General features: G+C 64.7%; 19 protein-coding genes. 9 read left to right on the forward strand and 10 right to left on the reverse strand.

All coding sequences use genetic code 11. The features are described from left to right. Positions 1–88: 88 nt before the first annotated feature. From LR961_RS06730 to LR961_RS06750, 5 genes are all read right to left on the reverse strand, one after another. Positions 89–2320 carry a TonB-dependent siderophore receptor gene (locus tag LR961_RS06730; RefSeq protein ID WP_232147639.1) on the reverse strand — a complete coding sequence of 744 codons (2232 nt, stop codon included), beginning with the start codon at positions 2318–2320 and terminating at the stop codon, positions 89–91. Positions 2321–2974: 654 nt separating this feature from the next. Next, a complete protein-coding gene (locus tag LR961_RS06735) occupies positions 2975–4261 on the reverse strand; it encodes a DUF445 family protein (RefSeq protein WP_232147640.1) in 1287 nt (428 codons plus the stop codon). A gap of 3 nt (positions 4262–4264) precedes the next feature. Continuing rightward, positions 4265–4702: a hypothetical protein gene (locus LR961_RS06740; protein WP_232147641.1), complete on the reverse strand. Its 438-nt coding sequence runs from the start codon at positions 4700–4702 to the stop codon at positions 4265–4267. Next, positions 4699–5343: a DUF5671 domain-containing protein gene (locus LR961_RS06745; RefSeq protein ID WP_232147642.1), complete on the reverse strand. Its 645-nt coding sequence runs from the start codon at positions 5341–5343 to the stop codon at positions 4699–4701. Before LR961_RS06745 ends, LR961_RS06740 begins: the two co-directional genes overlap by 4 nt. 52 nt (positions 5344–5395) lie before the next feature. Next, positions 5396–6274 carry a plasmid replication/partition related protein gene (locus tag LR961_RS06750; RefSeq protein ID WP_232147643.1) on the reverse strand — a complete coding sequence of 293 codons (879 nt, stop codon included), beginning with the start codon at positions 6272–6274 and terminating at the stop codon, positions 5396–5398. A 155-nt stretch (positions 6275–6429) separates the two neighbouring features. Here LR961_RS06750 and LR961_RS06755 point away from each other — a divergent pair, with 155 nt between their 5' ends. Continuing rightward, entirely contained in the window at positions 6430–7932 is a 1503-nt protein-coding gene (locus tag LR961_RS06755; RefSeq protein WP_232147644.1) for an aldehyde dehydrogenase, read from the forward strand. Between the two features lie 595 nt (positions 7933–8527). Here LR961_RS06755 and LR961_RS06760 read toward each other — a convergent pair. Beyond that, positions 8528–8959, reverse strand: coding sequence for a PepSY domain-containing protein (locus LR961_RS06760; protein WP_232147645.1), 432 nt, complete (start codon positions 8957–8959; stop codon positions 8528–8530). 355 nt (positions 8960–9314) lie between these two features. Further along, a complete protein-coding gene (locus tag LR961_RS06765; RefSeq protein ID WP_232147646.1) occupies positions 9315–11282 on the reverse strand; it encodes an oleate hydratase in 1968 nt (655 codons plus the stop codon). Between the two features lie 215 nt (positions 11283–11497). On the opposite strand from LR961_RS06765, the gene LR961_RS06770 reads away from it, so the two are divergent. Next, a complete protein-coding gene (locus LR961_RS06770) occupies positions 11498–12787 on the forward strand; it encodes an MFS transporter (protein ID WP_232147647.1) in 1290 nt (429 codons plus the stop codon). Between the two features lie 390 nt (positions 12788–13177). Here the strand turns inward: LR961_RS06770 and LR961_RS06775 are convergent, their stop codons facing one another. The 3 genes from LR961_RS06775 to LR961_RS06785 form a co-directional block, all read right to left on the reverse strand. Continuing rightward, positions 13178–13639, reverse strand: a complete 462-nt coding sequence (locus LR961_RS06775; protein ID WP_232147648.1) for a bacteriohemerythrin — start codon at positions 13637–13639, stop codon at positions 13178–13180. 138 nt (positions 13640–13777) lie between these two features. Continuing rightward, entirely contained in the window at positions 13778–15124 is a 1347-nt protein-coding gene (locus tag LR961_RS06780) for a diguanylate cyclase (protein ID WP_232149246.1), read from the reverse strand. Positions 15125–15279: 155 nt separating this feature from the next. Next, entirely contained in the window at positions 15280–16572 is a 1293-nt protein-coding gene (locus LR961_RS06785) for an FAD-binding oxidoreductase (protein ID WP_232147649.1), read from the reverse strand. Positions 16573–16886: 314 nt separating this feature from the next. Between LR961_RS06785 and LR961_RS06790 the strand changes: the two genes are divergently transcribed. From LR961_RS06790 to LR961_RS06820, 7 genes are all read left to right on the forward strand, one after another. After that, a complete protein-coding gene (locus LR961_RS06790) occupies positions 16887–17645 on the forward strand; it encodes a gamma-glutamyl-gamma-aminobutyrate hydrolase family protein (RefSeq protein WP_232147650.1) in 759 nt (252 codons plus the stop codon). A 6-nt stretch (positions 17646–17651) separates the two neighbouring features. Beyond that, complete coding sequence (locus LR961_RS06795; RefSeq protein ID WP_232147651.1) at positions 17652–19040, forward strand: glutamine synthetase family protein; 1389 nt, start codon at positions 17652–17654, stop codon at positions 19038–19040. A gap of 182 nt (positions 19041–19222) precedes the next feature. Next, positions 19223–20347 (forward strand): polyamine ABC transporter substrate-binding protein, encoded by a 1125-nt coding sequence (locus LR961_RS06800; RefSeq protein ID WP_232147652.1) that lies wholly within the window; start codon positions 19223–19225, stop codon positions 20345–20347. A gap of 495 nt (positions 20348–20842) precedes the next feature. After that, positions 20843–21985, forward strand: a complete 1143-nt coding sequence (gene potA / locus LR961_RS06805; protein ID WP_232147653.1) for a polyamine ABC transporter ATP-binding protein — start codon at positions 20843–20845, stop codon at positions 21983–21985. After that, complete coding sequence (locus LR961_RS06810; protein ID WP_232147654.1) at positions 21982–22908, forward strand: ABC transporter permease subunit; 927 nt, start codon at positions 21982–21984, stop codon at positions 22906–22908. The genes potA and LR961_RS06810 overlap by 4 nt, the downstream gene beginning before the upstream one ends. Further along, positions 22905–23750 (forward strand): ABC transporter permease subunit, encoded by an 846-nt coding sequence (locus LR961_RS06815; protein WP_232147655.1) that lies wholly within the window; start codon positions 22905–22907, stop codon positions 23748–23750. The genes LR961_RS06810 and LR961_RS06815 overlap by 4 nt, the downstream gene beginning before the upstream one ends. 200 nt (positions 23751–23950) lie before the next feature. Beyond that, on the forward strand, positions 23951–25318 hold the full coding sequence (locus LR961_RS06820) for an NAD-dependent succinate-semialdehyde dehydrogenase (protein WP_232147656.1): 1368 nt from the start codon (positions 23951–23953) through the stop codon (positions 25316–25318). The last annotated feature ends 490 nt before the right edge of the window (positions 25319–25808 follow it).

Raw genomic sequence — 25808 nt, forward strand, 5'->3', positions numbered from 1 at the left:
TCAATACGGACGCCGCCGGCACCTGCCGGCGGCGTGGAAAAGTGGCCGTCCCTGGCCGGCGCCGCGTGCGGCGCGTTCCCCTGGGCGGTTAGAGCTTCCAGCGCAGGGTCAGCTGCACATTGCGCGGCTCGCCCCAGTACACGCCGTTGTAGAAGCCGACGTTGCTGAAGTACTTCTTGTCGAGCAGGTTGTTGATGTTGAGCTGCGCGCTGAAGTTCTCGTTGAAGCGGTAGCCGCCGGACAGGTTGAGCAGGTAGAACGCTTCCTGGGTGATGCGTGTCCTTTCGGTGCGGCCGGTGGTCAGGTAGTCGGCCGCCGGCTTGGTGCTGGCGCGCCAGATCTCGCTCTGCCAGGTGGCGCCGCCGCCGAGCCAGAAGCGGCCGTCAATTCCACCTGGGCGCCAGTTTGCGGTGAGGCGGAAGGTGTTCACCGGCGTGGTGGTGTTCTGGCGCACGCCCTGCTGGTTGTGGATGGTGGTGTGGGCGTAGCCGGCTGACAGGTTCCAGTGTTCGCCGAGGCTGCCCTGTGCTTCCACTTCCCAGCCCTTGACCTTGTTGCCCTTGCCGGTGGAGCGGTAAGCGCTGGAGCCGTCTGGCAACGAGTTGGGCGGCACGCTGTCGTCGAGTTCGGCGACGTTATCCTTGACGCCCTTGAACACGGCCGCCGAGGTGTTGAGCAGGCCGTTGAAGAACTCGGCCTTGACGCCGGCTTCCCACATGTCGCCGACCACCGGTTCGAGGTAGCTGTTGTTCTTGTCGCGGTAGTTTTGTGGCTGGAAGATGTCGGTGTAGCTGGCGTAGGCGCTGAAGTACTTGTTGATGTCGTAGATCAGGCCCAGATAGGGGCTGAGTGTGTTGTCCGGCTTGTAACCGTCACGGACGGTGGGAATGAGGTTGCCGTCATTGTCGGTGTAACGCCAGCTCTTGGTCTGCCAGGTGCTGTAGCGCGCGCCCAGCACCGCCAGCAACGGGTCGGCCAGTTGCAGGCGGGCGGCAAGATAGGCGCCGCGCTGGCGCAGTTGGTCTTCCGAGGTGAGGTAGCCGCGACGGGAGATCGGCAGTTCGGGCACATTGCCGGTCCAGTTGCGCCAATCCGGGACCTGCGCATAGCTGTTCGGATACTCCGGTATGTCGATGGACGGGGCCTTGCCTTCGCGGACCGATTCGCCATAACCGAATACCAGCTCATGCTCGCGACCGAACAACTGGAACGGGCCGCCGACGTTCACGTCGAACACATTCATCGTGCTGTTCTCGGCGAAGTGCGAGATGTAGGCGGTGACGCCCGTGCCGTCCGGGCGCGGGTAGCCGGCGGCGCCGTACCAGACGCTGCCATCGGTATCGCGCTTGGCGTGGGTGAAGCTGCCCTTGATCGCCCAGCCATTGCCCAACTGCTGCTCGATGCGCGCGAAGCTGGTCTTCTCCACGATCGGCCACTGGCTCCATTCGGCCGACAGGTTGGTCGAGCGCGGCAGGTTGGCCGGCTTGCCGTCCACACCCCAGTACGGCACCACGCCCCAGGTCACGCCGGAGGTCTGCGGTGACTGGTATTCGTAGCCCACTTCCAGCAGCGTGCTGTCGGTGACGTCGGCCTGCACGATGCCGTAGAAGATGTCCTTGTCCAGCTTGTAGACGTCGCGGAACGAATCGCTCTGCTGCTTGGCCGCGACCGCGCGTGCGCGGATGCGCCCGTCCCAGGCCACCGGGCCGCCGATGTCGAATTCCAGACGCTGGTTGTTCCAGCGGCCCAGGGTGAGGTTGGCGCCCATCTGCACGGTATCGGTGGGGCGCTTGCGCACGAAGCTGATGGTGCCGGACGGATCGCCCGCGCCGGTGGTCAGGCCAGTGGCGCCGCGGACCACTTCGATGCGGTCGTAGATGACGTTGTCGGTATTGGTCTTGATCGACCCACCGAACGTGTTGAGCATGCCATCGACCTGGAAATTGGTGATGTTGTAGCCACGCGATACGTAATTGATGCGCTCGCTGTCGGTCACCGACACATGCACGCCGGTGACTTGGCCCATTACGTCGGACAGCGAGAACAGGCCCATGTCATCCAGTCGCTGGCGGGTGATGACGGTCACCGACTGCGGGGTCTGGCGCAACGAGAGGTCCAGCTTGGTCGCGGTGCTGGCATGTTTGACCGTGTAGGAATTGGGAAGCTCGCCGTCAGCGACGACCTTCACCGTATCCAACGTGGTGGCGCTATCGGCAGGGGCGGTGTCGGCATTGGCCGGCGCGGCGTGGGCAGCCAGGGCGACGGCCAGGGCGCTGGCCAGCAGCGAGACGTGCAGTGGGGTGGGGGCAGGGCGTTGCATCATGGTTTTCCTGGTTGGCGAATGGATCGGCCAACGTGGAACTCGCCCATGGCGCAGCCTCACGCCATGCGTGAGCAATGCTGCGGGTGGTGTTCCCGGAAGTCAGCCGCGTGCACGACGCACCGACGATGGCGGCGCGTGGCAAGAGTTGTGTTTGGGGGTACACGGGGCTGGCGGATGACGCGCGGGGCGTCCATGCCGCGGGAGGCTGTGCGTACTGCCTATAAACGAAACGATAACGATTCCTATTACTAATGGCAAGCATTGCTGTCATCCAGCTGCAACGACGGCCAACTGCATTGCCTGGAAGACGTGTCCGCGCAGGAGCGGCGGTGAGTGCGATGCGATCCGGCCAAGGCGCCTTCCGCCAGCGAACGATGGGTCGGTTCGGCATCTGCAGCCACTACGGTCCCGGAATGGTCGCAAGCGACGCCTGCAATGGTTTCGTGGCCTGGACGCCACTCCTACAGGGAGCGGTCTTCGCGGGACCGGAAGACCAGCCGCGGAGCAGCGGACTCGCGATGCGTCATGCGCGTGAACGCCGTGGCTGCATAGGGAGCGGCGCTCAGCGTTGCGCTTGGAACATCTCGGCCCGGCACCGCATCGATCTCGCGGCCAAGGCCGCTCCTGCGGGATGCCGATGATGCGGTGCGGTCAGAAATGCAGCCAACCGGTGATGGCGTGCAGCAGCAGGCCGATCAGGCCGCCGACCAGCGTGCCGTTGAAGCGGATGTATTGCAGGTCGCGGCCGACGCTCAGTTCTAGCTGCTCGACCAGCTTCTTCTCGTCCCAGCCTTTCACCGTCTGCGCGATATGCGTGGTGACGCCGCTGCGCAGGCGGTTGGTGAGCTTCTCCGCGCCGGCCAGCATGTGCTGGTTGAGCGCCTGGCGTAGTGCGGGGTCTTCACCGATGGCGGCGCCGAGCTTGCCCAGGCTGCGTTCCAGATGGCCGGCCAGCACCGAGTCCTCGCGCGAGAGATCCTCGCGCAGGTAGTCATGCACGCGCTGCCACAAGCCCTGCACGTATTCCTGCACGGCAGGGTGGTCGATGACCTGTTGCTTGAGTGCATCCACCTTGTTTGCCAGCGCGGGATCGTTGCGCAGGCGCTGCATGTAGTCTCCAAGCCAGCGTGCATAGTCCTGGCGCAGTGGATGTTCCGGCTGCGACAGGATGGCCTGCAGTTCTTCCAACCCGGCACGGGCCAAGCGGTCGGCCAGGGTGTCACCAATCTCGTCGATCGGCTTGACCCAATCCACGGTACTGGCCAGCTTCGGCCATTCCTTGCGGATGTAGCGCACGATCAGCGTCGAGGCGTGCTGGCGCACGCTGTCCTTGTCCAGCCAGTGCGCGACGCGCGTCAGGCCTTCGTCGAGCACGCGCTGGTGACGGTTGTCGGCAGTGAGCAGGCCGAGCAGTTCACCGGCGGTGGCCGCGGCATTCCACTGCCGCAACTGTTCGACCACGAAACCCTGGATGGCACGCCGCACCGCTGCTTCATCCAGCAGGTCCAGCGCCTGCACCGCCCAGCCACGCGCCATGCCGGCGAGCATGCGCGCCTGCTCGGGTTGCGCCAGCCATTGGCCCAGTCGCGTGGCCGGGTCGAACACGTTGAGTTTGGCCAGCAGCGCTTCCGGTTCCAGGAAGTGATCGCGCACGAACACCGCCAGACTGTCGGCGATGCGTTCCTTGTTGCGCGGGATGATCGCCGTGTGCGGAATCGGCAGGTTCAACGGGCGTCGAAACAAGGCAACCACCGCGAACCAGTCGGCCAGTGCGCCAACCGTGGCGGCTTCGCAGAACGCGCCGACCCAAGCCCAGATGCCGCGCTCGCCGTTGAGGTGACTGACGATGAAGCCGGCCAGCATTGCCAGCAGCATCGCCACCGCATAGAGCTTCAGTCGCCGCAGCTGTGCGCGACGTGGGTCGTCAAGGCTGTTCACGACTCAACCTGGGTCTTTGTCGTCCAGCGTGCGGCGGAAGCAATGGTCGCCCACCGGATGCGCCCATTCGTCGGCGATGGTGGCCAGCCTCAGGCCACGGTTGTCGGCACTGTTGGTGGCAAAGCGGGCGCACAGCTCGAAATGCGTGGCATCGAGCGGGCGATAGCGGTAATCGGGGCCGCCGTCGACATCGTGTACGACCTGCTCGGCACCGGGCCGGGAGGCCAGCGTGGCGATGTCCGGCGGTAGCGCGTCGTGCTCCTTCCAATACGCGCGCGCGGCGATGTCCAGCATGCGCAGCTGCTGGGTACGGGCTTCATCCAGGCGTTTGAGCCGTTCCTGTGCCGGCGAGTCGATGATCCAGAGGCCGGCAGCCACCGCCAATGCGGTGACGATGCCGGCCGTCCACAGCACGCGGGCGCCCCAGTTGCCGGTACTCATGCGTCCACCTCTTCCTTGCGCAGATCCCACAGGTAGTAAGCGAATACCGTGCCGGCAATCAGGCCGACCACCAGTACCTTCAGCACGAAACGCAGGCTCAGTTCGCCACTGAGCAGGTTGAACACCAACGTGGTGAGATCGCCGATCAGCACAACAGCGGCGACGAACAAGGTCAGATAGGTAAGCCAGCGCCGCACCGGTGACAGGCGCTTGATCGGGTGTCGCGCTACATCATTGCTGACGTGGCGGGCGACGAACACGAACACCGGGAACACGATGATCAGCATGGAGATCGACCAGCGGATCGAGGAACCCATCGAATTGCCGCGCCATTGCGCGACGGCGGCATCGGCCAGGGTGTACTCGATCAGCTTGAACAACAGGCTGCCCAGGTTCCAGGCGAACAGATACAGCGTGCTGAACAGCACCAGATACAGGAACGCTTCACGCGCGGACAATGACGCGCGCGGGCGCGGAACCGGCAGGGCGAAGTCCACCTCGGCCCAGCCGTCCAGCACGCCGCGTATCTGCTCATCGCTCCAGCCGGCCGCCAACAGGGCTTGTTGCACCTGCGGGCGGCTGTGGCCGCGCATCAGGGCTTCGCGGACGAACAGTTCCAGTTCCGGGGACGCAGATGCCATCGCAGGTTCCTTGCAGGGCGTGGTCGCAGCCTAGGCGCCCGGAGCGGGGCGATCAAGCGTCGGCGTGCTCACCCAGCTCAGTGGGAACCGATCGGGCACGCAGTGCATCCAGTTCCATGCGCAGGGCCTGGTTCTCGGCGGTCAGCGAGGCCACGCGCTGGCGCAGGGCTTCCACTTCCGGATGCACGGCGGCGGTATCGGTCGTGGCGGCTGCCGAATCGTCGTCCTGGAATTCGAACTCCTTGGCCGGCTTGGGCTTGCGGCGCGATTCGCGCACACGCTTGGCGGCATCCTTCAGCTCGCTCTTGCCGCCCTGGGCAGCGGCGCGCTGCTCTTCCGCGGGAAGGCTGGCAACCTCGGCTGCAGCGCTGAGCGAGATCGCGCCGGCTTTGACCGCCTCGATCACTTCCTGCGCGGCATGCGCGCTGATCTTCTCGATCAGGGTCACCTGGCTGGCGCTGAGCTTGGCCTCGCGTGCCAGGTCGGCCTTGGACAGCTTCGGTGCCGGCTCCCACGGCGGGGAGTCGGCATCGCCGCCGGCTTCGGCAGCGGCCAGTGCGGCTTCGCCTTCGCTCTCGCGGCGCAGCTGCTCCTGTTCGACGCGGTGGCGGGCTTCAACGATGGCGCGCTTGCGCAGCGCCAGCACGCCACGCTGGAAGTCGGAGACGCTGCGGCGGCCCAGGTGTTGCTCGATCATCCACAGGTGGACGTCGTCCATGGACTGGAAGCGGGTGTTCTGCACCGTGTTGAACGGGATGCCGTGCTTGCTGCAGATGCCGTAGCGGTTGTGGCCGTCGATCAGGACGTTGCCCCACAGCACCAGCGCGTCGCGGCAGCCCTCGGCCAGCAGACTGCGCTCAAGCGCGTCATGCTCGTCCTGCGTGAGCGGATCGATGTAGGCCTTGAGTTCTTCGTTGACGATGATGTCCATGCAGATGCCGGTTGAAACGTGGGCGGGCATTGTAGTGACCCGGAGCCGGGCTGGGTGAATCCGTCGACCCTGTGACCATGGCCGGGCGTCATGACACCGGATACGGCAGCCGGCGTACCATGCCAACAGCCTTGCGTCACAACAGGATTGCCGCCATGAACACTCCCCATCTCCGCGAACAATGGCAGACGCGGGCCAACGAGCTCACCCTGCGCAGCCGCGCATTCATCGACGGCCGGCAGGTGGACGCCGTGTCCGGGGCCACCTTCGACTGCATCAGCCCGATCGATGGCCGCGTGCTGACCCGGGTGGCCGATTGCGGCCAGTTGGATATCGACCACGCGGTGGCAGCGGCGCGGCGCAGCTTCCAGGCCGGGCACTGGTCGAGCCTGAAGCCGGTCAGGCGCAAGCAGGTTCTGCTGCGCTTGGCGGCGTTGGTGGAGCAGCATGCCGACGAACTGGCGCTGCTGGAGACGCTGGACATGGGCAAGCCGGTCGGGGAGGCGCGCAACGTCGATATCGCGGGGGTGATCCGCTGCATCCAGTGGACTGCCGAGGCGGTGGACAAGCTCTACGGCGAAGTGGCGCCCACCGGCAGCAACGAGCTGGGCCTGATCACCCGCGAGCCGCTGGGCGTGGTCGCGGCCATTGTGCCGTGGAACTTCCCGTTGCTGATGGCGGCGTGGAAGATCGCACCGGCGTTGGCCGCCGGCAACTCGGTGGTGCTCAAGCCGTCGGAGAAATCACCGCTGAGCGCACTGCGTTTTGCCGAGCTGGTCGCCGAGGCTGGCTTGCCCGAAGGCGTGTTCAACGTGGTGCCGGGCAGTGGCAAGGGTGCGGGCGAACCGCTGGCGCTGCACATGGATGTGGACGGGCTGGTGTTCACCGGTTCCACTGCCGTGGGCAAGCGACTGCTGCAATGCGCCGGCCTGTCCAACATGAAACGCGCCTACATGGAATGTGGCGGCAAGAGCCCGAACATCGTGTTTGCCGACGCGCCCAATCTGGACAGGGCGGCCAAGGCGGCGGCCAGCGGCATTTTCTACAACCAGGGCGAGGTCTGTACCGCTGCCTCGCGGTTGTTGGTGGAGCGCTCGATCAAGGATGAGTTCGTCGCGCGCGTGATCGAACATGGGCGGCACATGCAGCCCCGGCACCCGTTCGAGCCGGATGCGCCGATGGGTGCGCTGGTGGACGAGGCGCAGACCGCGCGCGTGCTGGGCTATATCGAGGAAGGCGCCGCCGAAGGTGCGCGGCTGCTGCTTGGCGGCAAGCGAGCGCAGGTGGTCGCTGGCGGCTGCTACATCGAACCAACCGTGTTCGACGAGGTATCGCCACAGCAGCGAATCGCGCGCGAGGAAATCTTCGGGCCAGTGTTGTCGGTGATCACCTTTGATGGTGAGCAGCAGGCATTGCAACTGGCCAACGACAGCGAGTACGGCCTGGCGGCGGGCGTATGGACCCGCGATATTTCACGCGCACACCGCGTGGCGCGTGGGCTGCGCGCAGGCAGCGTGTGGGTGAATCATTGGGACGGCGGCGACATGACCGCGCCGTTCGGGGGCTACAAGCAATCGGGCAATGGCCGTGACAAGTCATTGCATGCCTTCGACAAGTACACCGAGATGAAGGCGACCTGGATCAATCTTGTGGATTGATTCTGTGTTGCCAATCGTCCGTGTGGTTGCTGCGTTCGACTCTGCTTTCTGATCAAGCCAAGTCCCTCTCCCAACCCTGCTCCGTACCGCAAGGGGCGAGGGACTGGAAGCACCCGTTTGCAGGCTGGGCTTTCTCTTCTCCCGCAGGTGGGAGGAGGTGCCCGAAGGGCGGATGAGGGGAGGTGCGAAGCGCGCTTGAGCTACTTCGGCGGGCGTGGTGGTTGTTCTGGTTTTTGGCTTCGTTGTTGCCCTCTCCCCAACCCCTCTCCCACAAGGGGAGAGGGGCTATAAGCGACCAGCTCGCAGGCTGGGCTTTCTCTTCTCCCGCAGGGCGGGAGAAGGTGCCCGAAGGGCGGATGAGGGGAGGTGCGAAGCGCGCTTGAGCTGCTTCGGCGGGCGTGGTGGTTGTTCTGGTTTTTGGCTTCGTTGTTGCCCTCTCCCGCAAGGGGAGAGGGGCTACAAGCGGCCAGCTCGCAGATTGGACTTTCCTTTCTCCCGCGGGCGGGAGAAGGTGCCCAACGGGCGGATGAGGGGAGGCGCGAGGCGTGCTTTTAAAAGCCGCACGACGCTCAACACCGCAACATGCGGCTATGCCTCAATCCCGCTTTTCGGCGATCACATCGCCGTTCGTCGGATCGAGGCGGACTTCCACGTTCCTGCCGTTCGGGGACTTGCCGTCGGCCTTCCACATGCCGTCATCGAACTTCACATCATGCACATTGCTGTAGCCGGCGGTGGACAACTTGGCGCGGACATCGGCCTCGCTCAGCTGCGAAACCGCTGTATCCGGATAAACGGTGCCGGTGCGCGGATCAAGCCGCAGCTCCGTGCGCTTGCCATCGGCGCTGGTGGCATCGGCCTCCCACATGCCGTTGTCGAACTTCACGTCATGGACGTTGGTGAAGCCCTGGGCTTCCAACTGTGCGCGGACCTGTGGTGCGGTCAGCGTGTCCTGCGCCTGGACCATTCCTGCTGCGCCAAAGACGGTGGCCATGGCCAGCAGGGCGGTACGGAATTGTCGTTGCATCATCGGTACTACTCCTCTTGCGGAAGGGCGGTGCATGCCTTGCACGATTACCCTAACCGCCGTGATGGAGGCAGCTGCGTGAAAAGGTCGTGTCTGGCGTACACGCACCGGTGTTTGATTCATCGATGTGCATGCGTGCTGAAGTCGATGTAACGAAGATGTTCAGTTTCTGCCGTGGCTGGCTGAACGTCTGGTCGCAGGAGTGAGGTGCGAGGCTGGAAACACATCCGGGCTGTGCTTGTCCACTATCGCAACATCGACCCGCAAGGGCCGATGTTGGGAAGGGCCGGCATCACCATGTTTCGGTTCTCAGCCGCTTCGAGGCTGAAGCCGCTCCTGCGGTGCGACGTTGGCCTTACTCCTTGCCGCCCTTGCGCAGGTGACTGCCGAGCCGCTCGATCCAGCTGGCGACGCTCTGCAAGGCCGAGCCACTCATCTCACGCAGATTGGCCAACTCCGCTTCCAGGCGTTCGCGGCGGGTGGCTTCGCCCTCGTTCTTCGGCAACGGCGGCAGGATGTGGGCGAAGTAGGTGTCACCCAGCAGCTTGTGCAACAGCCGCTCGCCAATGAATGGCTCGCCGTTGTTGAGTGCGCGCGCGCCCTTGAGCAGGTTGCGGATGTCGTACTGGGTGGGGCTCAGGTCCGGCACCTGCTTGGGCAGATCCAGCAGCGAGTACACCGCGATGCGTGCGGTGCGCACTGAGCTTTCCATCGTGAACACCACATCGTTGGCGGTTTCCACGAACTGGCCGACCAGCGCCAGGTTGGTGCAGCCGGCAGGTACCACGCGGGGGCGGTCGCCGGCCGCACGTGGCATGAACTGCGCGGTGATGTAGGGCATCAGCGCCAGGCGCACCTTGGTGTGCGGGATGATCGTGTCCAACTGGTCGGCGATGCCCAGGTGATGGCATAGCTCGGCCACGATCTCGCGGCCGGTACATTCGGGCATGGGCTTCTTGACGAAGTTGCCGGGCTGGTCCATCAGCAGTGCGTACACCCACATCACCACCGTGTCCTTGGGTTGGCCGGGGAAATGCGGCTGGCGGTTGATGGTGACGCTGAGCACCCAGTTGGAGTCGGTGAAGGTGATGATGCCGCCGGTGACGGTGCGCCCGGAATCGGGTGCGTTGACTGAAAGCGCGGTCAGCTTGTCCACCAGCGGCGAGGGCTTGCAGGTGAGCGTGGCCGATTCCCACATCGAGCGGTCGATGTCGCCGCAGAACTTGTCCGGCTTGCCGAACACTGGCGAGTGCTTGGCCAGGTTCTGCCACAGCCCCCAGCTGCTGCCTTCGGCCGGGCCGCCGTGGCGCTTCTTCAGCACCGGTACGGTTTCCAGGTCGCCGTAGGCGGTGTCTTCGGTCATCGAGCCGGTCAGGGCGATGACCAGGTCGCGCGGGGCCACGTCAATGCGGCCATCGCCCTCCTTGGTGCGGGTGTGCAGGGCGGTGACGGTGCGCTGTTCGCCCTGGACGGCGAAATCCATGTCCAGCACCTGCGTGGCCAGCTTCACCTGCACGCCTTTCTCGCGCAGCAGGCGGATCAGCGGGGTGACGAAGGTGTCGTACTGGTTGAACTTGGGGAACACCAGCGTGGACATGTCGCCGAAGCCGTCGATCGCATCGAGGAAACGGTGCATGTACAGCTTCATTTCGAGCAGGCTGTGCCAGTTCTCGAAGGCGAACATGGAGCGGAACAGGAACCAGAAATTGCTGGCCAGGAAACCTTCGCTGAAATGGTCCTGGATGGTCAGGTCGTCCAGTTCGTCCTTGCGCTTGAGCAGCAGGCTCACCACTTCCCATTGCTGCTTGCGGGTCAGCCCGAAGCGGGTGAAGTCCGGCAGCACCTGGCCCTGCTTGTGCATCAGCCGCGACTTGGACCAGTTGGGGTCGGCGTCGTTGGCAAGGCGGTACTCGTCGAGCACGCTGTAGCCTTCGGGCAGCTCCAGCGCCGGCACGTCCTGGAACATGTCCCAGAGATTGTCGTAGTTCCAGTTCATCTCCCGGCCACCGCGCACCAGATAGCCATCTTCCGGATTGCCGGAGCCATCCAGCGAGCCGCCTTCGATGCCCAGGCCTTCGATGATGGTGATGTTCTGCGCCGGCATGTGGCCATCGCGGATCAGGTAGAACGCAGCGGCCATGCCGGCGATGCCGCCGCCGACGATCCACGCCTTGCGTGATGCGATGCCTTCGGTGGGCAGCGGCTTGAAGCGCTGGTAGTTGCCGACCATGTCCGGCGGCGGCAGCGTGTTCAGCGGCGTGTTGTGCCAGTAGCGGGCGGTGGCGTCGGCTTCGTGCTCAAAGCGCGGGGCGGGTTCGTTCACGCGGTATCTCCTGCGGGGGGATCAGAACGGATTGGCGTTGGCGCGGCCGATGTGGCGCTGCGCCGGATGCAACAACATGCCGGATCGGGTGTGGCAACGCGGTGACGGGAGGGCTCGCAGGCAGCCGCCGGGCGACGGTCACCGCTGCAACCAGCGGCCGTCACGGGCCGGGCGCGTGGCAGACTTGGGGCCACCTTCACCGTGAATGCCCGCCGATGTCCGCCGCCCCCGTTTCTGTGAATTCCCCGCGCCGTGTACTGGCCGCCAGCCTGGTGGGCACCACCATCGAATTCTTCGATTTCTACATCTACGCCACGGCAGCGGTGCTAGTGTTTCCGAAGTTGTTCTTCCCAGACAGCAGTGCCAACGCGGCCTTGTTGCAGTCGCTGGCCACGTTCGCGGTGGCGTTCATCGCCCGGCCGGTGGGTTCGGCGGTATTCGGCCATTACGGTGACCGCATCGGGCGCAAGGCCACGCTGGTGGCGGCGCTGTTGACGATGGGCCTGTCCACCGTGGCGATCGGCCTGTTGCCCACCTACGCCGATATCGGGCTGGTGGCGCCGGTGCTGCTGGCGTTGTGCCGGTTCGGGCAAGGCCTGGGCTTGGGCGGAGAGTGGGGCGGTGCGGTGCTGCTGGCCACCGAGAACGCGCCGCCCGGCAAACGCGCGTGGTATGGAATGTTTCCGCAGCTGGGCGCGCCGTTGGGCTTCCTGTTGTCGGCCGGTACGTTCCTGTTGCTGGGTAGGGTGATGAACGACGCGGACTTCCTGTCGTGGGGCTGGCGCGTGCCTTTCGTCGCCAGCGCGCTGCTGGTGATCGTGGGCTTGTGGGTGCGGCTGAACATCCATGAGACACCGGATTTCCAGAAGGCACTGGACAGCGGCAAGCGGGTGCGCCTGCCGATGCGCGAAGTGCTGGTGGATCACGGTTTCGCGGTGGTGATGGGCACGCTGGCGGCATTTGCGACTTTCGTGCTGTTCTACCTGATGACGGTGTTCACGCTGGGCCATGGCACTTCAGTGCTTGCCTACGCACGCGACGATTTCCTGCTGTTGCAGATGGTCGGCATCCTGTTCTTCGCGGCGGGCATCCCGTTGGCCGCGTTGTATGGCGACCGACGTGGCACAGTTAAGGCGATGCTGTGGGCGACGGTGGCGATCTTCGCGTTCGGCCTGTTGTTCCAGCCGTTGTTCCAGGCCGGGCATCCGTGGCAGGTGCTGCTGTTCCTGTCGCTGGGCTTGTTCCTGATGGGCCTGACCTACGGCCCCTGCGGCACCATGCTGGCCAGCCTGTACCCGGTGCAGGTGCGCTATACCGGCTCGTCGTTGTCGTTCAACCTGGCCGGCATTCTCGGTGCTGCACCGGCGCCGTATGCGGCGACGTGGTTGGCGGGGAAATTCGGCATCGCTGCGGTGGGTGGCTACCTGTGCGTTACCGCAGTGGTCACCGGGCTGGCATTGTTGGCCATCGGCCGCCGCCAGAAGCGCAACCCGCAGCTGCCGTAGGAGTGGCTTCAGCTGCGAAGCCACGAATGATTCGAGCGTGCAGGCGGCATGCCATCGCACCTTTCGTGATTGCGGGCTCTTTGAAGGCGCGGGCATTTCGAGTTTCGCGGCTTACGCCGCTCCTACAAGGAGGGCTTGCGGTGCTGATGCAGGAGCGGCGTAAGCCGCGAAGCCACTGCTGGTTACGGTGTGCGGGTATCACGCGATCCCGCATTCTGCGATTGCGATCTCCATGAATACGGAACGGCCGCAAGCTTCGCGGCTGAAGCCGCTCCTACGCTGAAATCACGCCTGCGTTGGTGCGGCTGCACGCGGTGAGGAAGGCAGGAACGACGCGGCCACGATACTTCTGGAGGAGGGCGCGTGCCCACGTCGTTCCTGCGCAACCGTTCAGCGGAACAGCCGCTTGAGCGTGCGCCCAAGCCAACCACCCTGCTCATGTTCCTTGGCGAACTTGTTGAGGTGACGCTTGACGTGTTCGGCGTAGGCCTTGTCATCGCCACGGATGTGGTTGAACAACCACCGCGAGAGCATGTTGCGCAGCTCGTCGGTGATTTCCTCACCCGCCTCGAATCGCAACCGGTATTCCGACACGCGCTTGCCGAACACCTCATGCACGCGCTTGTGGGCGGCGCAGAACGGGTAGCCGGCTTCTTCCATCAGCTCTTCCTCGAAGGCGAAGTGCGACATGGTGTAGTCCACCAGTTCGTCGATCACCTCGGCCACCGCCACGCGCTCAAGGCTCTTCTGCGCGATGTGCAGATGATTGAGCATTTCCACGATGCGCATGTGTTGATGGTCGATGACCTCCACGCCCGTGTTCAGGTCGTCCTGCCAAACCAGTAGTGCCATCGTCCATCCCCGTAGTCCGTGAGGCGGCACTGTAGGAGCGATGCGTCTGATCGGCGTTGATCTGGATCAAAACGTGACGGGCGACGCATGTGCGTCAGCCGGAGGTGGGCCGCTGCAGGCGGCGCACCTCCGCGCATTTCAGGCCGGCTGGGGCTTCAGTGCAGCGGCGGAGTGGACGGAGGGCGTATGCGGGTGGGCGGTGCAGACCTGGTTGCGCCCGGCGGCCTTGGCCAGATAGAGCTGGCGATCGGCCTCGGTGATGAGCTGATGCAGGTTGCCGCTGCGTGCGGGCATGCGGCACACGCCGATGCTGACCGTCACGGTCAGGGTGCTGTCGCCGAACTGCAGGCGCAGGGCCTGCACGGCCAGGCGCAGCTGTTCGAAATGCAATGCGCTGGCGGCTTCGTCCAGATCATTGACCAGCAGGCAGAATTCTTCGCCGCCGAAGCGGGCGCTGATGTCCTGCGGGCGGGTATGTGCCTGCAACACGCTGGCAACCGCACGGATGGCCTGGTCACCGGCTTCGTGGCCGAGGCTGTCGTTGATGTGTTTGAAATGGTCGATATCGACCATCGCCACGGTGATGTCGCCGCTGTTGCCGGGTTGCGCCAGCTGCCGCTGGCTGTGTTCCAGGAAACTGCGGCGGTTGGGCAGGCCGGTAAGGAAGTCGCGCGTGGCCAGGTCCTGCAGCGTGCCGATAAGCTCCAGCTGGTCCACGTTCTGCGAGACGCGGCAGAAGAACTCCTCGCGCGAGAACGGCTTGCGCAGGAAGTCGTTGGCACCGTTCTTGAGGAAGCGCGGAATCAGCGAAGGATCGGAATTACCGGAAATACCTATCACCGCCACCTTGTCGCGCGCGCGCAGGGCGCGCAGGCGCCGAGTCAGCTCCACGCCCTCCATGCCGGGCATTTCCTGATCCACGATCACCAGCCGGATCGCGGGGTCGGCCTCCAGTGCGCACAGCGCGGCGTTGCCATCGGCCGCCTGGGTGACGTGGTAGCCGTACATGGCCAGCAGCGCGGCGGCATAACCCCGCGCGGAAGGCGAGTCGTCCACCACCAGCGCGGCTATGCGGCGGTTGCGCTCCATGCGCTGTACCAGCCACACCAGGTAGTCGATGCTGCCGGGGGTGTTCTTCAGGACGTAATCGATGATCTGCTGCTGCAATACACGCTTGCGCAGGTCCTCGTCATAGACGCTGCTAACCACGATGGTCGGCAATCCACGGTTGACGAAGTAGGCCACGACTTCATCACGGTCGCCGTCGGCCAGCACCAGGCCGGTCAACACCAGGAACCAACCCTGCTCGCGGTCCAGCAGCTCACCGGCCTCGGCCAGGCTGGTGGCGACGCTGACCGGCAGCTCCAGCCGTTGCTCGATGGCTTCACGCAGCAGGGTGGTGAAGGTACGGGAGTTCTCCACCAGCAGGATGCGTTGCGGCAGGGGCGTGATTGGCGGGTGGCTGTAGCCGGCCTGTTGCAGCATGACCATCGGGGAGACTCAGGGGCATCTGGGGTGAAGAGCGGCCGGAGTCGCAGGAACTTTAGAGGTGGAAAGGTGGGGGCCGGGGGCCGGCAAGGGCGGCAGTTGGCGCGATGAACCGCTACGCCTTGGTTTCGTTGATGCCCCGGTGCTTCAACTCACCACAGCAGATCACGCAGCTTGTACCAGGACATCGCCGCCACCAGCAGCGGCATGCGCAGTGCCCTGCCACCGGGGAATACGCCATGCGGGATCTTGCCGAATACATCCAGCCGTGCCGATTGGCCGGCAATGGCGGCGGCAATCACTTCACCGGCCAGGCCGGTGCTGGCCACGCCGTGCCCGGAGAAACCCTGCGCGAAGTAGATGGAGGGCGAGAGCCTGCCCCAGTGCGGGGCACGGTTGCGGGTGATGTCGATGTAGCCGCCCCACACATACTCCAGCTCCACATCGGCCAACTGCGGGAACACACGGCGCATGCGCTGGGTCATGCTGGCGTGCAGGCGCGGCGGTGGCAGTGCCGAATAGCTGGCCTGGCCACCGAACAGCAGGCGGTGATCGCGGCTGAGGCGGAAGTAATCCAGCGCCCAGTTGACGTCGGCCACGGCCATGTCATTGCCGATAAGCGCCTTGGCGCGTTCGGCGCCCAGCCGTTGGGTGGCGCCGATGTAGGTGCCGACCGGCATCATCCGCGTTTCCAGTTCAGGCGCGATGTCCTGCAACCAGGCGTTGCCGGCCAGCACGACGAAATCGGCATCAACCCGGCCGTGTGCGGTCAGCAATGCGGGCTTGGGGCCGCGTTCAAGCCGAACCACCGGCGAATGTTCGTGGATGACGACGCCCGCCGCCTCGGCGGCCTTCGCCAGGCCCTGTGCATAGGCCAGCGGATGCAGGTGGCCGCTGGCCGGGTCATACATCGCGCCGAGATAACGGTCGCTGGCCAGCTGCTGACGCAGGCGGCTGCGGTCCCACCATTCCAGCGGGTAGTCGTAGCGCTGCGCCATCGTGATGATGTCCGCACGCAGCGCACGTTCCTGGCGCGGGTGGATCGGCACGCTGGCATGGCCGTCGCGCCAATCGCAGTCGATGCCGTGGCGGGCAATGCGCTGCTTGAGCATGTGCATGCCGTCACGCGAGAAGTCGAACAGCAGGCGTGCATCGGCATTGCCGACCAGGTGCTCGAGCGTGCTCTGGTCGCAGCCGTAACCGACGATGGCCTGGCCACCATTGCGGCCGGACGCTCCCCAGCCCACGCGCTCGGCTTCCAGTACGGTGACCCTGTAACCCTTCTCGGCCAGTGCCAGGGCGGCGGTCAAGCCGGTGTAGCCGGCACCCAGTACCGCCACATCGGCACGGGCCTGCCCGCTCAACGGCGCGCGTGCCGGCAACTGGGGCTGGCTGGCGGCATACCAACTCGGGGGGTAATCAGCGGCAGTGGAAACCACGGACATCAGGCGGGCAGGGCCGTAACGGGGGCGGGGAGTGTAACCAGAGCAATGTATGCGTCATGCGCAGGCATTGGCTCGGGATGGCAATTGTGGCCCGTTCCACTTGAATGGCAGATGCCCGGCGGGACAGAAGCGTAGGAGCGGCGTTCGCCGCGAAGCTGATGCAACAAGCCGCTGCGGGATGTCCCGCGATTGCTGGTGCCTGGGCGGTTGTCGCATTGCCAGCTTCGCGGCGAACGCCGCTGCTACGCGCCTGCATCGGTTGCCTATTGGACGGGGCAGCGGTAGCGTGCCAGCACGTTTACGGAGCCCCACCCATGGCCAGTCTGCCGCTGGTCGGCTTGCCCACCGACAGCAAACCGATCGGATCGCACCCCTTTCTGGTGGTCGGTGAGAAATACGTCCGCGCCGTGGTTGATGGCGCGCAGGCAACGCCGCTGGTGTTGCCGCTGCTGCAACCGCCGCTGCCGGCCGATGCGTGGCTGCGGCAACTGGATGGCCTGCTGTTGACCGGGGCGACCAGCAACATCGAGCCGCACCATTACGACGGTAGCCCTAGTTGGGAAGGTAATCCGCATGATCCGGCCCGTGACGCCAACGTGTTCGGGTTGATTCCGCAGGCCTTGGCGATGCGCCTGCCGATACTGGCGATCTGCCGGGGCTTTCAGGAAATCAACGTTGCCTTTGGCGGCAGCCTGCACCCGAAAGTGCATGAAGTGCCGGGCCTGGCCGACCACCGTGAAGACCCGGATTCACCCACCGACGTGCAATATGGTCCGGCCCATGCGCTGGAACTGGTGCCGGGCGGGTTGCTGGCCGGCATTGCCGCGGGCCAGCCGGTGCGGGTCAACACCGTGCATGGGCAGGGTGTCGCGCGGCTCGGCAACGGCCTGCAGGCCGAGGCCCACGCGCCGGACGGGTTGATCGAGGCATTCCGCGGCCCGGGGCCGGGTTTCCTGCTCGGCGTGCAGTTCCATCCGGAGTGGCGGGTGCTCGAAAACCCGTTCTACCTGGGCATATTCCAAGCCTTCGGCGAGGCCTGTCGCCGCTACCAGATGCAGAAACAAAGAAGCTGATCCGCCATGACTTCGCGCCCACGTACCCGCAAGACCGCTGCCAGCGTGCAGGAAGAAAGCTCCCTGCTGCGTTGGCTCAAGGAACGGCACATCACCGAGGTCGAATGCCTGGTGCCGGACATCACCGGCAATGCGCGCGGCAAGATCATCCCGGCCGACAAATTCCGCCACGATTACGGCACGCGGCTGCCTGAAGGCATCTTCGCCACCACCGTCACCGGCGATTTCCCGGACGACTACTACGAACTGACCTCGCCGGCCGATGCGGACATGATCCTGCGCCCGGACCCGGACACCGTGCGCATGGTGCCGTGGGCCACAGACCCCACCGCGCAGATCATCCACGACTGCTACACCAAGAGCGGCCAGCCGCACGAACTGGCGCCGCGCAACGTGTTGCGGCGGGTGTTGAACGCCTATGACGAGCTGGGACTCAAGCCGGTGGTCGCGCCGGAGGTGGAGTTCTTCCTGGTGCAGAAGAACACCGACCCGGATTTCCCGCTGCTGCCGCCAGCCGGTCGCTCCGGTCGACCGGAAACCGCGCGGCAGTCCTACTCGATCGATGCGGTCAACGAATTCGACCCCATTCTCGACCTGATGTACGACTACTGCGACGCGATGAAGCTGGACGTGGACACGCTGATCCACGAATCCGGCGCCGCCCAGCTCGAAGTCAACTTCACCCACGCCGATGCGATGTCACTGGCCGACCAGGTGTTCCTGTTCAAGCGCACCATGCGTGAATCGGCGATGCGCCATGGCGTGTACGCCACCTTCCTGGCCAAGCCGATGGAAACCGAGCCCGGCAGCGCCATGCACATCCACCAGAGCCTGCTGAACAAGGCCACCGGCAGCAACGTGTTTGCTGGTGCTTCGGAAGGCCAGTACAGCGAAACCTTCGACCACTACCTGGCCGGCCTGCAGAAGTACGTGCCGATGGCGATGGGCTTTTTCGCCCCGAACGTGAATTCCTATCGCCGGCTGGTGTTCGGCGAGGTGTCGCCGAGCAACGTGGAGTGGGGCTTCGACAACCGCACCTGCGGCCTGCGCGTGCCGATCGACAGCCTGGAGAACAGCCGCGTGGAGAGCCGCTTTGCCGGCTCCGACGCCAATCCCTATCTGGCGATGGCCGCGACCCTGGCCTGCGGCCTGCTGGGTATCCGCGAACAGCTGCGCCCAACCCCGCCCATCACCGGCAATGCCAAGGAGCTGGGCTACGAACTGCCGCGTTCGCTGGGCGAATCGCTGGATGGCCTGGAAACCTGCGAGGCGTTGCAGGAACTGCTGGGCCGGCGTTTCTGCCGTGCCTACATCTCGGTCAAGCGCAAGGAATACGAGACCTTCTTCCGCGTGATCAGCTCCTGGGAGCGTGAGTTCCTGCTGCTCAATGTCTGAGAACCGGCGTAGGAGCGGCTTCAGGCGCGATGCCGGCGATCCGGTTGGCTACACGGGCTTCGCGCCTGAAGGCGCTCCTGGGTGTTGCTGATTGGCGTGATGCCGCCCACAGGTGGGACAATAGGCCACCCGCCGGCTTGGCCGGTTCCCCCTCCCGCTCCCGGATCACAACTGGAGAACACATGAATCTGCGCATTCTCACCGTTGGTGTCGCCATTTCCCTGCTTGCTGCCTGCGGTGGCAAGGACGACGGCGGCAAGACGCCTGCAGGCGGCGAGGCCAAGGTCCTCAACGTCTACAACTATTCGGACTACATCGCCGAAGACACCATCCCGAACTTCGACAAGGCGACCGGCATCAAGGTCACCTACGACGTGTTCGACAGCGATGAAATGGTCGAGACCAAGCTGCTGACCGGCAACAGCGGTTACGACATCGTGGTGCCGACGCTGAACTTCTTCGGCCGCCAGATCCAGGCCGGCGTGTTCCTGCCGCTGGACAAGAGCAAGATCCCGAACCTGGCCAATCTTGATCCGGCCGTGATGGCCCGCATCGCCGGGCAGGACCCGGACAACAAGTACGGCGTGCCGTACATGATGGGCACCACCGGCATCGGCTACAACGTGGCCAAGCTCAAGGAACGCTTCGGTGGCAGCACCGATGTGGCCAACAGCTGGGACCTGATCTTCAAGCCGGAGAACATCTCCAAGATGAAGGACTGCGGCGTGACCCTGCTGGACACGCCGGCCGACCTGATCCCGATCGCACTGCATTACCTGGGCGAAGACCCGCACAGCGCCGATCCAGCGGTGATCCAGAAGGCGGCCGACCTGCTCAAGTCGATCCGTCCGTACGTGCAGAACTTCCATTCCTCGCAGCTGGTGGGCGCGCTGGCCAATGGCAGCACCTGCCTGGTGGTGGGCTGGTCGGGTGACATCATCCAGGCCCGCGACCGTGCCGAGGAAGCCAAGAACGGCGTGGAAGTGGCCTATTCGATTCCGAAGGAAGGCGCGCCGCAGTGGTTCGACATGCTGGCCATCCCGAAGGATGCCAAGCACCCGGAGAACGCCTATGCGTTCATCAACTACCTGCTGGAGCCGCAGGTGGCTGCCAACAACACCAACGTGACCCACTACGCCAACCCGGTGAAGTCGGCCACGCCGTTGGTGGATGCCGCCATCCGCGACGACAAGACCATCTACCCGCCGGAAGACGTGGCGGCCAAGATGTTCACCTACGCGATCAACACGCCGGAGACGGACAAGCTCTATACCCGTCTGTGGACCGAGATCAAGACCGGCCGTTGAGCTGAGGCAGCCCTCACCCCAACCCCTCTCCCGTACACGGGAGAGGGGCTTAAGCGAAGCCTGATGCTTCCTTCTCCCTTTGGGAGAAGGTGCCCGCAGGGTGGATGAGGGTTCGGGCCAAGCCCGATGCAATCCAACTGCCTTGGGCTTTATGACGTGCCCTCACCGCAACCCCTCTCCCGTAAACGGGAGAGGGGCTTTTAGTCCGCAGCCATGCAGGATCGCTCCCTTCTCCCGCCTGCGGGAGAAGGTGCCCGGAGGGCGGATGAGGGCAGCTTCTGCTCCTGCGGCAAACAGCAAAGCCCCCTTGCCAAACAAGGGGGCTTTGCCGTTGCAGCGGCCTCGGATACGCGTCCTGTCCGGCTTTCACCTGCTCTCACCCGCACGCCCCGTACTGTCCAATCAGGGACAACCCGCCAGAAACAGCGGTGTCGTCCACAAAACACGGGGGCTAAACTACGCCCGTTTTCCACCTGCCCGCTCCCGGAGCCCTGCATGCCCGTTGATGCCAAGCCAGACACCAGGACCGATGCCATCGCTTTGAACAGCGAACCCGGCTATCTGTCCATCCGCGATCTGCGCAAGGAGTTTGATGGCTTTGTCGCCGTCGATGACGTCAACCTGGACGTGCGCAAGGGCGAGATCTTCGCCTTGCTGGGTGGGTCGGGCAGTGGCAAGTCCACGTTGCTGCGCTGCCTGGCCGGCTTTGAAACGCCCACCAAGGGCAGGATCCTGCTCGACGGCCAGCCGATCACCACGCTGCCGCCCTACGAGCGGCCGATCAACATGATGTTCCAGTCCTACGCGCTGTTCCCGCACATGACGGTCGAGCAGAACATCGCCTTCGGCCTGAAGCAGGACGGCATGGCCAAGGATGCGGTCACCCGCCGTGTCGGCGAGATGCTGGAACTGGTGCAGCTGGACAAGCTGGGCAAGCGCAAGCCGCACCAGCTGTCCGGCGGCCAGCAGCAGCGTGTGGCGCTGGCTCGTTCGCTGGCCAAGAGCCCCAAGCTGCTGTTGCTGGACGAGCCGATGGGCGCGCTCGACAAGAAGCTGCGCTCGAAGATGCAGCTGGAGCTGGTCAACATCATCGAGCAGCTCGGCGTGACCTGCGTGATGGTCACCCACGACCAGGAAGAGGCCATGACCATGGCCACCCGCATCGCGGTGATGGACCAGGGCTGGATCCAGCAGATCGGCAAGCCCGATGACATCTACGAACAGCCGGCCAATCGCTTCGTCGCCGGCTTCATCGGTTCGGTCAACCTCATCGAAGGCGTTATCGACGAAGACCTGCCCGAGTACGTCACCGTGCGCACCGCCGACTTCCCCGCACCGATCTACGTCGGCCACGGCATCACCGGCTACGAAGGTCAGCCGGTGGCGTTCGCGCTGCGCCCGGAAAAAATCCATATCGGCAAGGACGAGCCGGAAGGCGAGACCAACAAGGCGCAGGGCGTGGTCGAGGACATTGCCTATTTCGGCAGTCATTCGGTCTACCACGTGCGGCTGCCCAGCGGGGCCAAGATCCTCTCCAACTTCGCCAACATGAAGCGCTGGGACAGTGACGGCATCACCTGGAATGACGAAGTCTGGGTGTCCTGGGACGACAACGACGGCGTGGTGCTGACCTCATGAGCGCCGCCCACCCGAACGCAACCGGATGGCGGCGTTGGCTGCCCGGCATCCGCGCCGGGGTGATCGGCGTGCCGTACCTGTGGCTGCTGCTGTTCTTCGCGATCCCGTTCCTGATCGTGCTGAAGATATCGTTCGCGAAGATGGCCGTGGCGATACCGCCGTACACGTCCATCGTCGCTTACGTGGACAACGCGTTCACGGTGAACCTCAATCTGGGCAACTACGCGGCGCTGTTCGCCGACAGCCAGTACGTGGTGGCTTACCTGAGTTCGATCAAGATCGCGGTCATCTCGACCTTGCTGACCTTGTTGATCGGCTACCCGATGGCCTATGTGATCTCGCGGATGTCGCCGTCGGCACGCAACATCGCGATGATGCTGGTAGTGCTGCCGTCATGGACCTCGTTCCTGATCCGCGTCTATGCCTGGATCGGCATCCTCGACAGCAACGGCCTGATCAACCGCACGTTGATGAACCTGGGCGTGATCGACGAGCCGCTGCGCATCCTCTACACGCCCACTGCCGCCTACATCGGCATCGTCTACTGCTACCTGCCGTTCATGGTGCTGCCGCTGTACGCCAACCTGGTCAAGCTCGACAACCGCCTGCTGGAAGCAGCCTACGATCTGGGCGCGCGCCCGTGGCAGGCGTTTCTCAAGATCACGCTGCCGCTGTCGCGCAGCGGCATCATCGCCGGCTGCATGCTGGTGATGATCCCGGCGGTGGGCGAGTTCGTGATCCCGGAAATGCTCGGTGGCCCGGATACATTGATGATCGGGCGCGTGCTGTGGGGCGAGTTCTTCAACAACCGTGACTGGCCGCTGGCCTCGGCGGTGGCGATCGTGATGCTGCTGCTGTTGCTGGTGCCTATCATCATCTTCAACCGCTCCCAACAGCGTGAGCTGGAAGGGAGGCTGGCATGAGCATGAGCCGGCGTAGCTCCTGGTTGGGTTGGAGCATCCTGCTGCTGGGCTTCGGTTTCCTGTACCTGCCGATCCTGTTGTTGATGGTCTATTCGTTCAACTCTTCGCGGCTGGCGACGGTGTGGGCCGGCTTCTCCACGCAGTGGTACGGCGCGCTGTTTCGCGACCGGCAGTTGCTGGAAGCGGCGTGGATCAGCCTGAAGATCGCGTTCTGGACCGCTACCGCGTCGATGGTGATCGGCACCATGGCGGCGATGGCGATGACCCGCTTCAAACGCTTCCCCAGCAAGACCCTGTTTGGTGCGCTGGTGACGGCGCCGCTGGTGATGCCGGAGGTGATCATCGGCCTGTCGATCCTGCTGATGCTGGTATCGATGGGCGGCCTGTTCGGCCTGCCGTCCAAGGGCGTGGTGGCGATCTGGATCGCGCATGTCACCTTCACCATCTCGTTCGTGACGGTGGTGGTGTCCTCGCGGCTGCAGGAGCTGGACCGCTCGCTGGAAGAAGCTGCGATGGACCTGGGCGCCAACCGGCTGAAAGTGTTCTTCCTGATCACCTTGCCAATCATCGCCCCGGCACTGGTGTCGGGCTGGCTGCTGGCCTTCACCTTGTCGCTGGACGATGTGGTGATCGCAAGCTTCGTCGCCGGCCCCAGTTCAACCACGCTGCCGATGAAGATCTTCGCCTCGGTGCGTATGGGCGTAAGCCCGAAGATCAACGCGCTGGCCACGCTGATGGTGCTGGCAGTGTCGGCGGTTGCGGTGCTCGGCTGGTGGATTTCGGCCCGTTCGGACAAGCGCCGTCAGCGCGACATGCAGCTGGCGTTGCAGGAAAACGGATAGGCGAAACCGGTAGCGTCGAGCCACGCTCGGCGCGGGCCTTCACCGGCAAAGCTGTGATGCCGAGCCATGCTCGGCAGCGGACTTCACCAGTAAAGCCCCAGCGGAGCATGGCTCCGCTCTACCGGTAATCGCCTGCTTTACCTGCGCGCAACACTCGCGGCGCTACCATTCACGCATTCGTTGAATGCAGGTGTGTCGCCATGGCTTCGTATCAGACCATCAACCCCTTCGACGGCCGCGCAGAGCGCACGGTCGAGCAGATGAGCGCTGCCGCCGTCGAGCAGCGGCTTGCCGCAGCCGAGTCGGCATTCCCGGCCTGGTCGGCGCTGACGCTGGAACAGCGCGGGGGATTGCTGCGCAAGGTTGCCGCAGGGCTGCGCGACCGACGTGATGACATCCAGCGCACGATGACCCGCGAGATGGGCAAGCTGCGCCGCGAGGCGCTGGCCGAGATCGAGAAGAGCGCGGCGGCCTGCGAGTATTACGCCGATCACGCGGTCGAGTACCTCATGCCGCAGTCGATCCAGACCGAGGCACAAAGCAGCTACGTCATCTACCAGCCGATCGGCTGCGTGCTGGCGGTGATGCCGTGGAATTTCCCGTTCTGGCAGGTGATCCGCTTTCTCGCGCCCGGCTTGATGGCCGGCAACGTGGCCTTGCTCAAACATGCCAGCAACGTCCCGGGCTGCGCCGACCTGCTGCGCGAAGTTGTGGCGGGCGCCGGCATTCCCGAGGGCGTGTTCGACGTACTGCATATCGACAACGATCAGGCCGCCGACGTGCTGCGCGACCGCCGGGTGAAAGCGGTGACGCTGACCGGCAGTGAACGGGCAGGGCGCTCCATCGCCGCCAATGCCGGCGATCAGCTGAAGAAATGCGTGATGGAACTGGGCGGCAGCGATGCGTTCGTGGTGCTTGAGGACGCCGACCTGGGGCTGACCATTGCCGCGGCGGTGAAGTCGCGTTTCGACAATGCCGGCCAGACCTGCATTGCCGCCAAGCGCTTCGTGCTGGTGGAGTCCATTGCCGATGCGTTCGTGCAGCGTTTCGTCGAAGCCGCGAAGTCGCGTGTGTATGGCGATCCGCAGGACGAGGCGACGACCCTGGCACCGATGGCGCGCGCTGACCTGCGTGATGAGCTGCACCGGCAGGTGCAGGAGAGCATCGCCAAGGGCGCGAAGGTGTTGCTGGGTTGTGAGCCGTTGGCGGAGAGCCATGCCGGCTACCCGGCTTCCATCCTCGACAACGTGCAGCCCGGCATGCCGGCCTACGATCAGGAACTGTTCGGGCCGGTGGCGGCGATCCTGCGGGTGAAGGACGAGGCCGAAGCCGTGCGCGTGGCCAACGACACCACGTTCGGGCTGGGTGGCAGCGTGTGGGGCAAGGACAGCGCACGCGCCGAGAAGGTTGCCGTGCAGTTGCAGTGCGGTGCGGCGTTCGTCAATTCAGTGGTCAGGAGCGATGCGCGTCTGCCTTTCGGCGGCACCAAGCGCTCGGGCTTTGGCCGCGAGCTGGCCGAGCACGGCATCCATGAGTTCATGAACATCAAGACGGTCTACGTGGCGTGATTGCCGACGCCGCTCCGCAGGCTGGCTCGGTGTTGTAGGAGCGGCGTGGGCCGCGAAGCTGGCCAAGCTTCCGATGCCGCATCTCTCTGCAATTGCATGGAAACCGGCAGCTGCATTTTTGCCAGCTTCGCGGCTGGAGCCGCTCCTGCAATTGCAGCGGTCACCCCTCCCCAACCCTCCCCTTGGCCTACGGCCAAGGGGAGGGAGGCAAGAACGGGTTTCGCTGCAATCTGACCGGCCATGCAATTCCACTCCCTCCCTTTGGCGCAGCCAAGGGGAGGGAGGCAAGAACGGGTTTCGCTGCAATCTGACCGGCCGTGCAATTCCACTCCCTCCCGTTGGCGCAGCCAAGGGGAGGGGGGCAAGAGCGGGTTTCGCTGCAATCTGACCGGCCGTGCAATTCCACTCTCACCTTTGGCGCAGCCAAGGGGAGGGAGGCAAGAACGGGTTTCGCTGCAATCTGACCGGCCGTGCAATTCCACTCCCTCCC

It is taken from the genome of Stenotrophomonas sp. SY1 (assembly GCF_021202945.1).
Taxonomy (GTDB): Bacteria; Pseudomonadota; Gammaproteobacteria; order Xanthomonadales; family Xanthomonadaceae; genus Stenotrophomonas.

Bases quoted from the DNA above. Each gene is read 5' to 3' on its own strand.
- potA (WP_232147653.1), top strand. From the start codon at position 20,843: ATGCCCGTTGATGCCAAGCCAGACACCAGGACCGATGCCATCGCTTTG.
- LR961_RS06800 (WP_232147652.1), top strand. From the start codon at position 19,223: ATGAATCTGCGCATTCTCACCGTTGGTGTCGCCATTTCCCTGCTTGCT.
- LR961_RS06790 (WP_232147650.1), top strand. From the start codon at position 16,887: ATGGCCAGTCTGCCGCTGGTCGGCTTGCCCACCGACAGCAAACCGATC.
- LR961_RS06750 (WP_232147643.1), bottom strand. From the start codon at position 6,274: ATGGACATCATCGTCAACGAAGAACTCAAGGCCTACATCGATCCGCTC.
- LR961_RS06795 (WP_232147651.1), top strand. From the start codon at position 17,652: ATGACTTCGCGCCCACGTACCCGCAAGACCGCTGCCAGCGTGCAGGAA.
- LR961_RS06760 (WP_232147645.1), bottom strand. From the start codon at position 8,959: ATGCAACGACAATTCCGTACCGCCCTGCTGGCCATGGCCACCGTCTTT.
- LR961_RS06740 (WP_232147641.1), bottom strand. From the start codon at position 4,702: ATGAGTACCGGCAACTGGGGCGCCCGCGTGCTGTGGACGGCCGGCATC.
- LR961_RS06785 (WP_232147649.1), bottom strand. From the start codon at position 16,572: ATGTCCGTGGTTTCCACTGCCGCTGATTACCCCCCGAGTTGGTATGCC.
- LR961_RS06820 (WP_232147656.1), top strand. From the start codon at position 23,951: ATGGCTTCGTATCAGACCATCAACCCCTTCGACGGCCGCGCAGAGCGC.
- LR961_RS06780 (WP_232149246.1), bottom strand. From the start codon at position 15,124: ATGCTGCAACAGGCCGGCTACAGCCACCCGCCAATCACGCCCCTGCCG.
- LR961_RS06775 (WP_232147648.1), bottom strand. From the start codon at position 13,639: ATGGCACTACTGGTTTGGCAGGACGACCTGAACACGGGCGTGGAGGTC.
- LR961_RS06745 (WP_232147642.1), bottom strand. From the start codon at position 5,343: ATGGCATCTGCGTCCCCGGAACTGGAACTGTTCGTCCGCGAAGCCCTG.
- LR961_RS06810 (WP_232147654.1), top strand. From the start codon at position 21,982: ATGAGCGCCGCCCACCCGAACGCAACCGGATGGCGGCGTTGGCTGCCC.
- LR961_RS06755 (WP_232147644.1), top strand. From the start codon at position 6,430: ATGAACACTCCCCATCTCCGCGAACAATGGCAGACGCGGGCCAACGAG.
- LR961_RS06730 (WP_232147639.1), bottom strand. From the start codon at position 2,320: ATGCAACGCCCTGCCCCCACCCCACTGCACGTCTCGCTGCTGGCCAGC.
- LR961_RS06815 (WP_232147655.1), top strand. From the start codon at position 22,905: ATGAGCATGAGCCGGCGTAGCTCCTGGTTGGGTTGGAGCATCCTGCTG.
- LR961_RS06770 (WP_232147647.1), top strand. From the start codon at position 11,498: ATGTCCGCCGCCCCCGTTTCTGTGAATTCCCCGCGCCGTGTACTGGCC.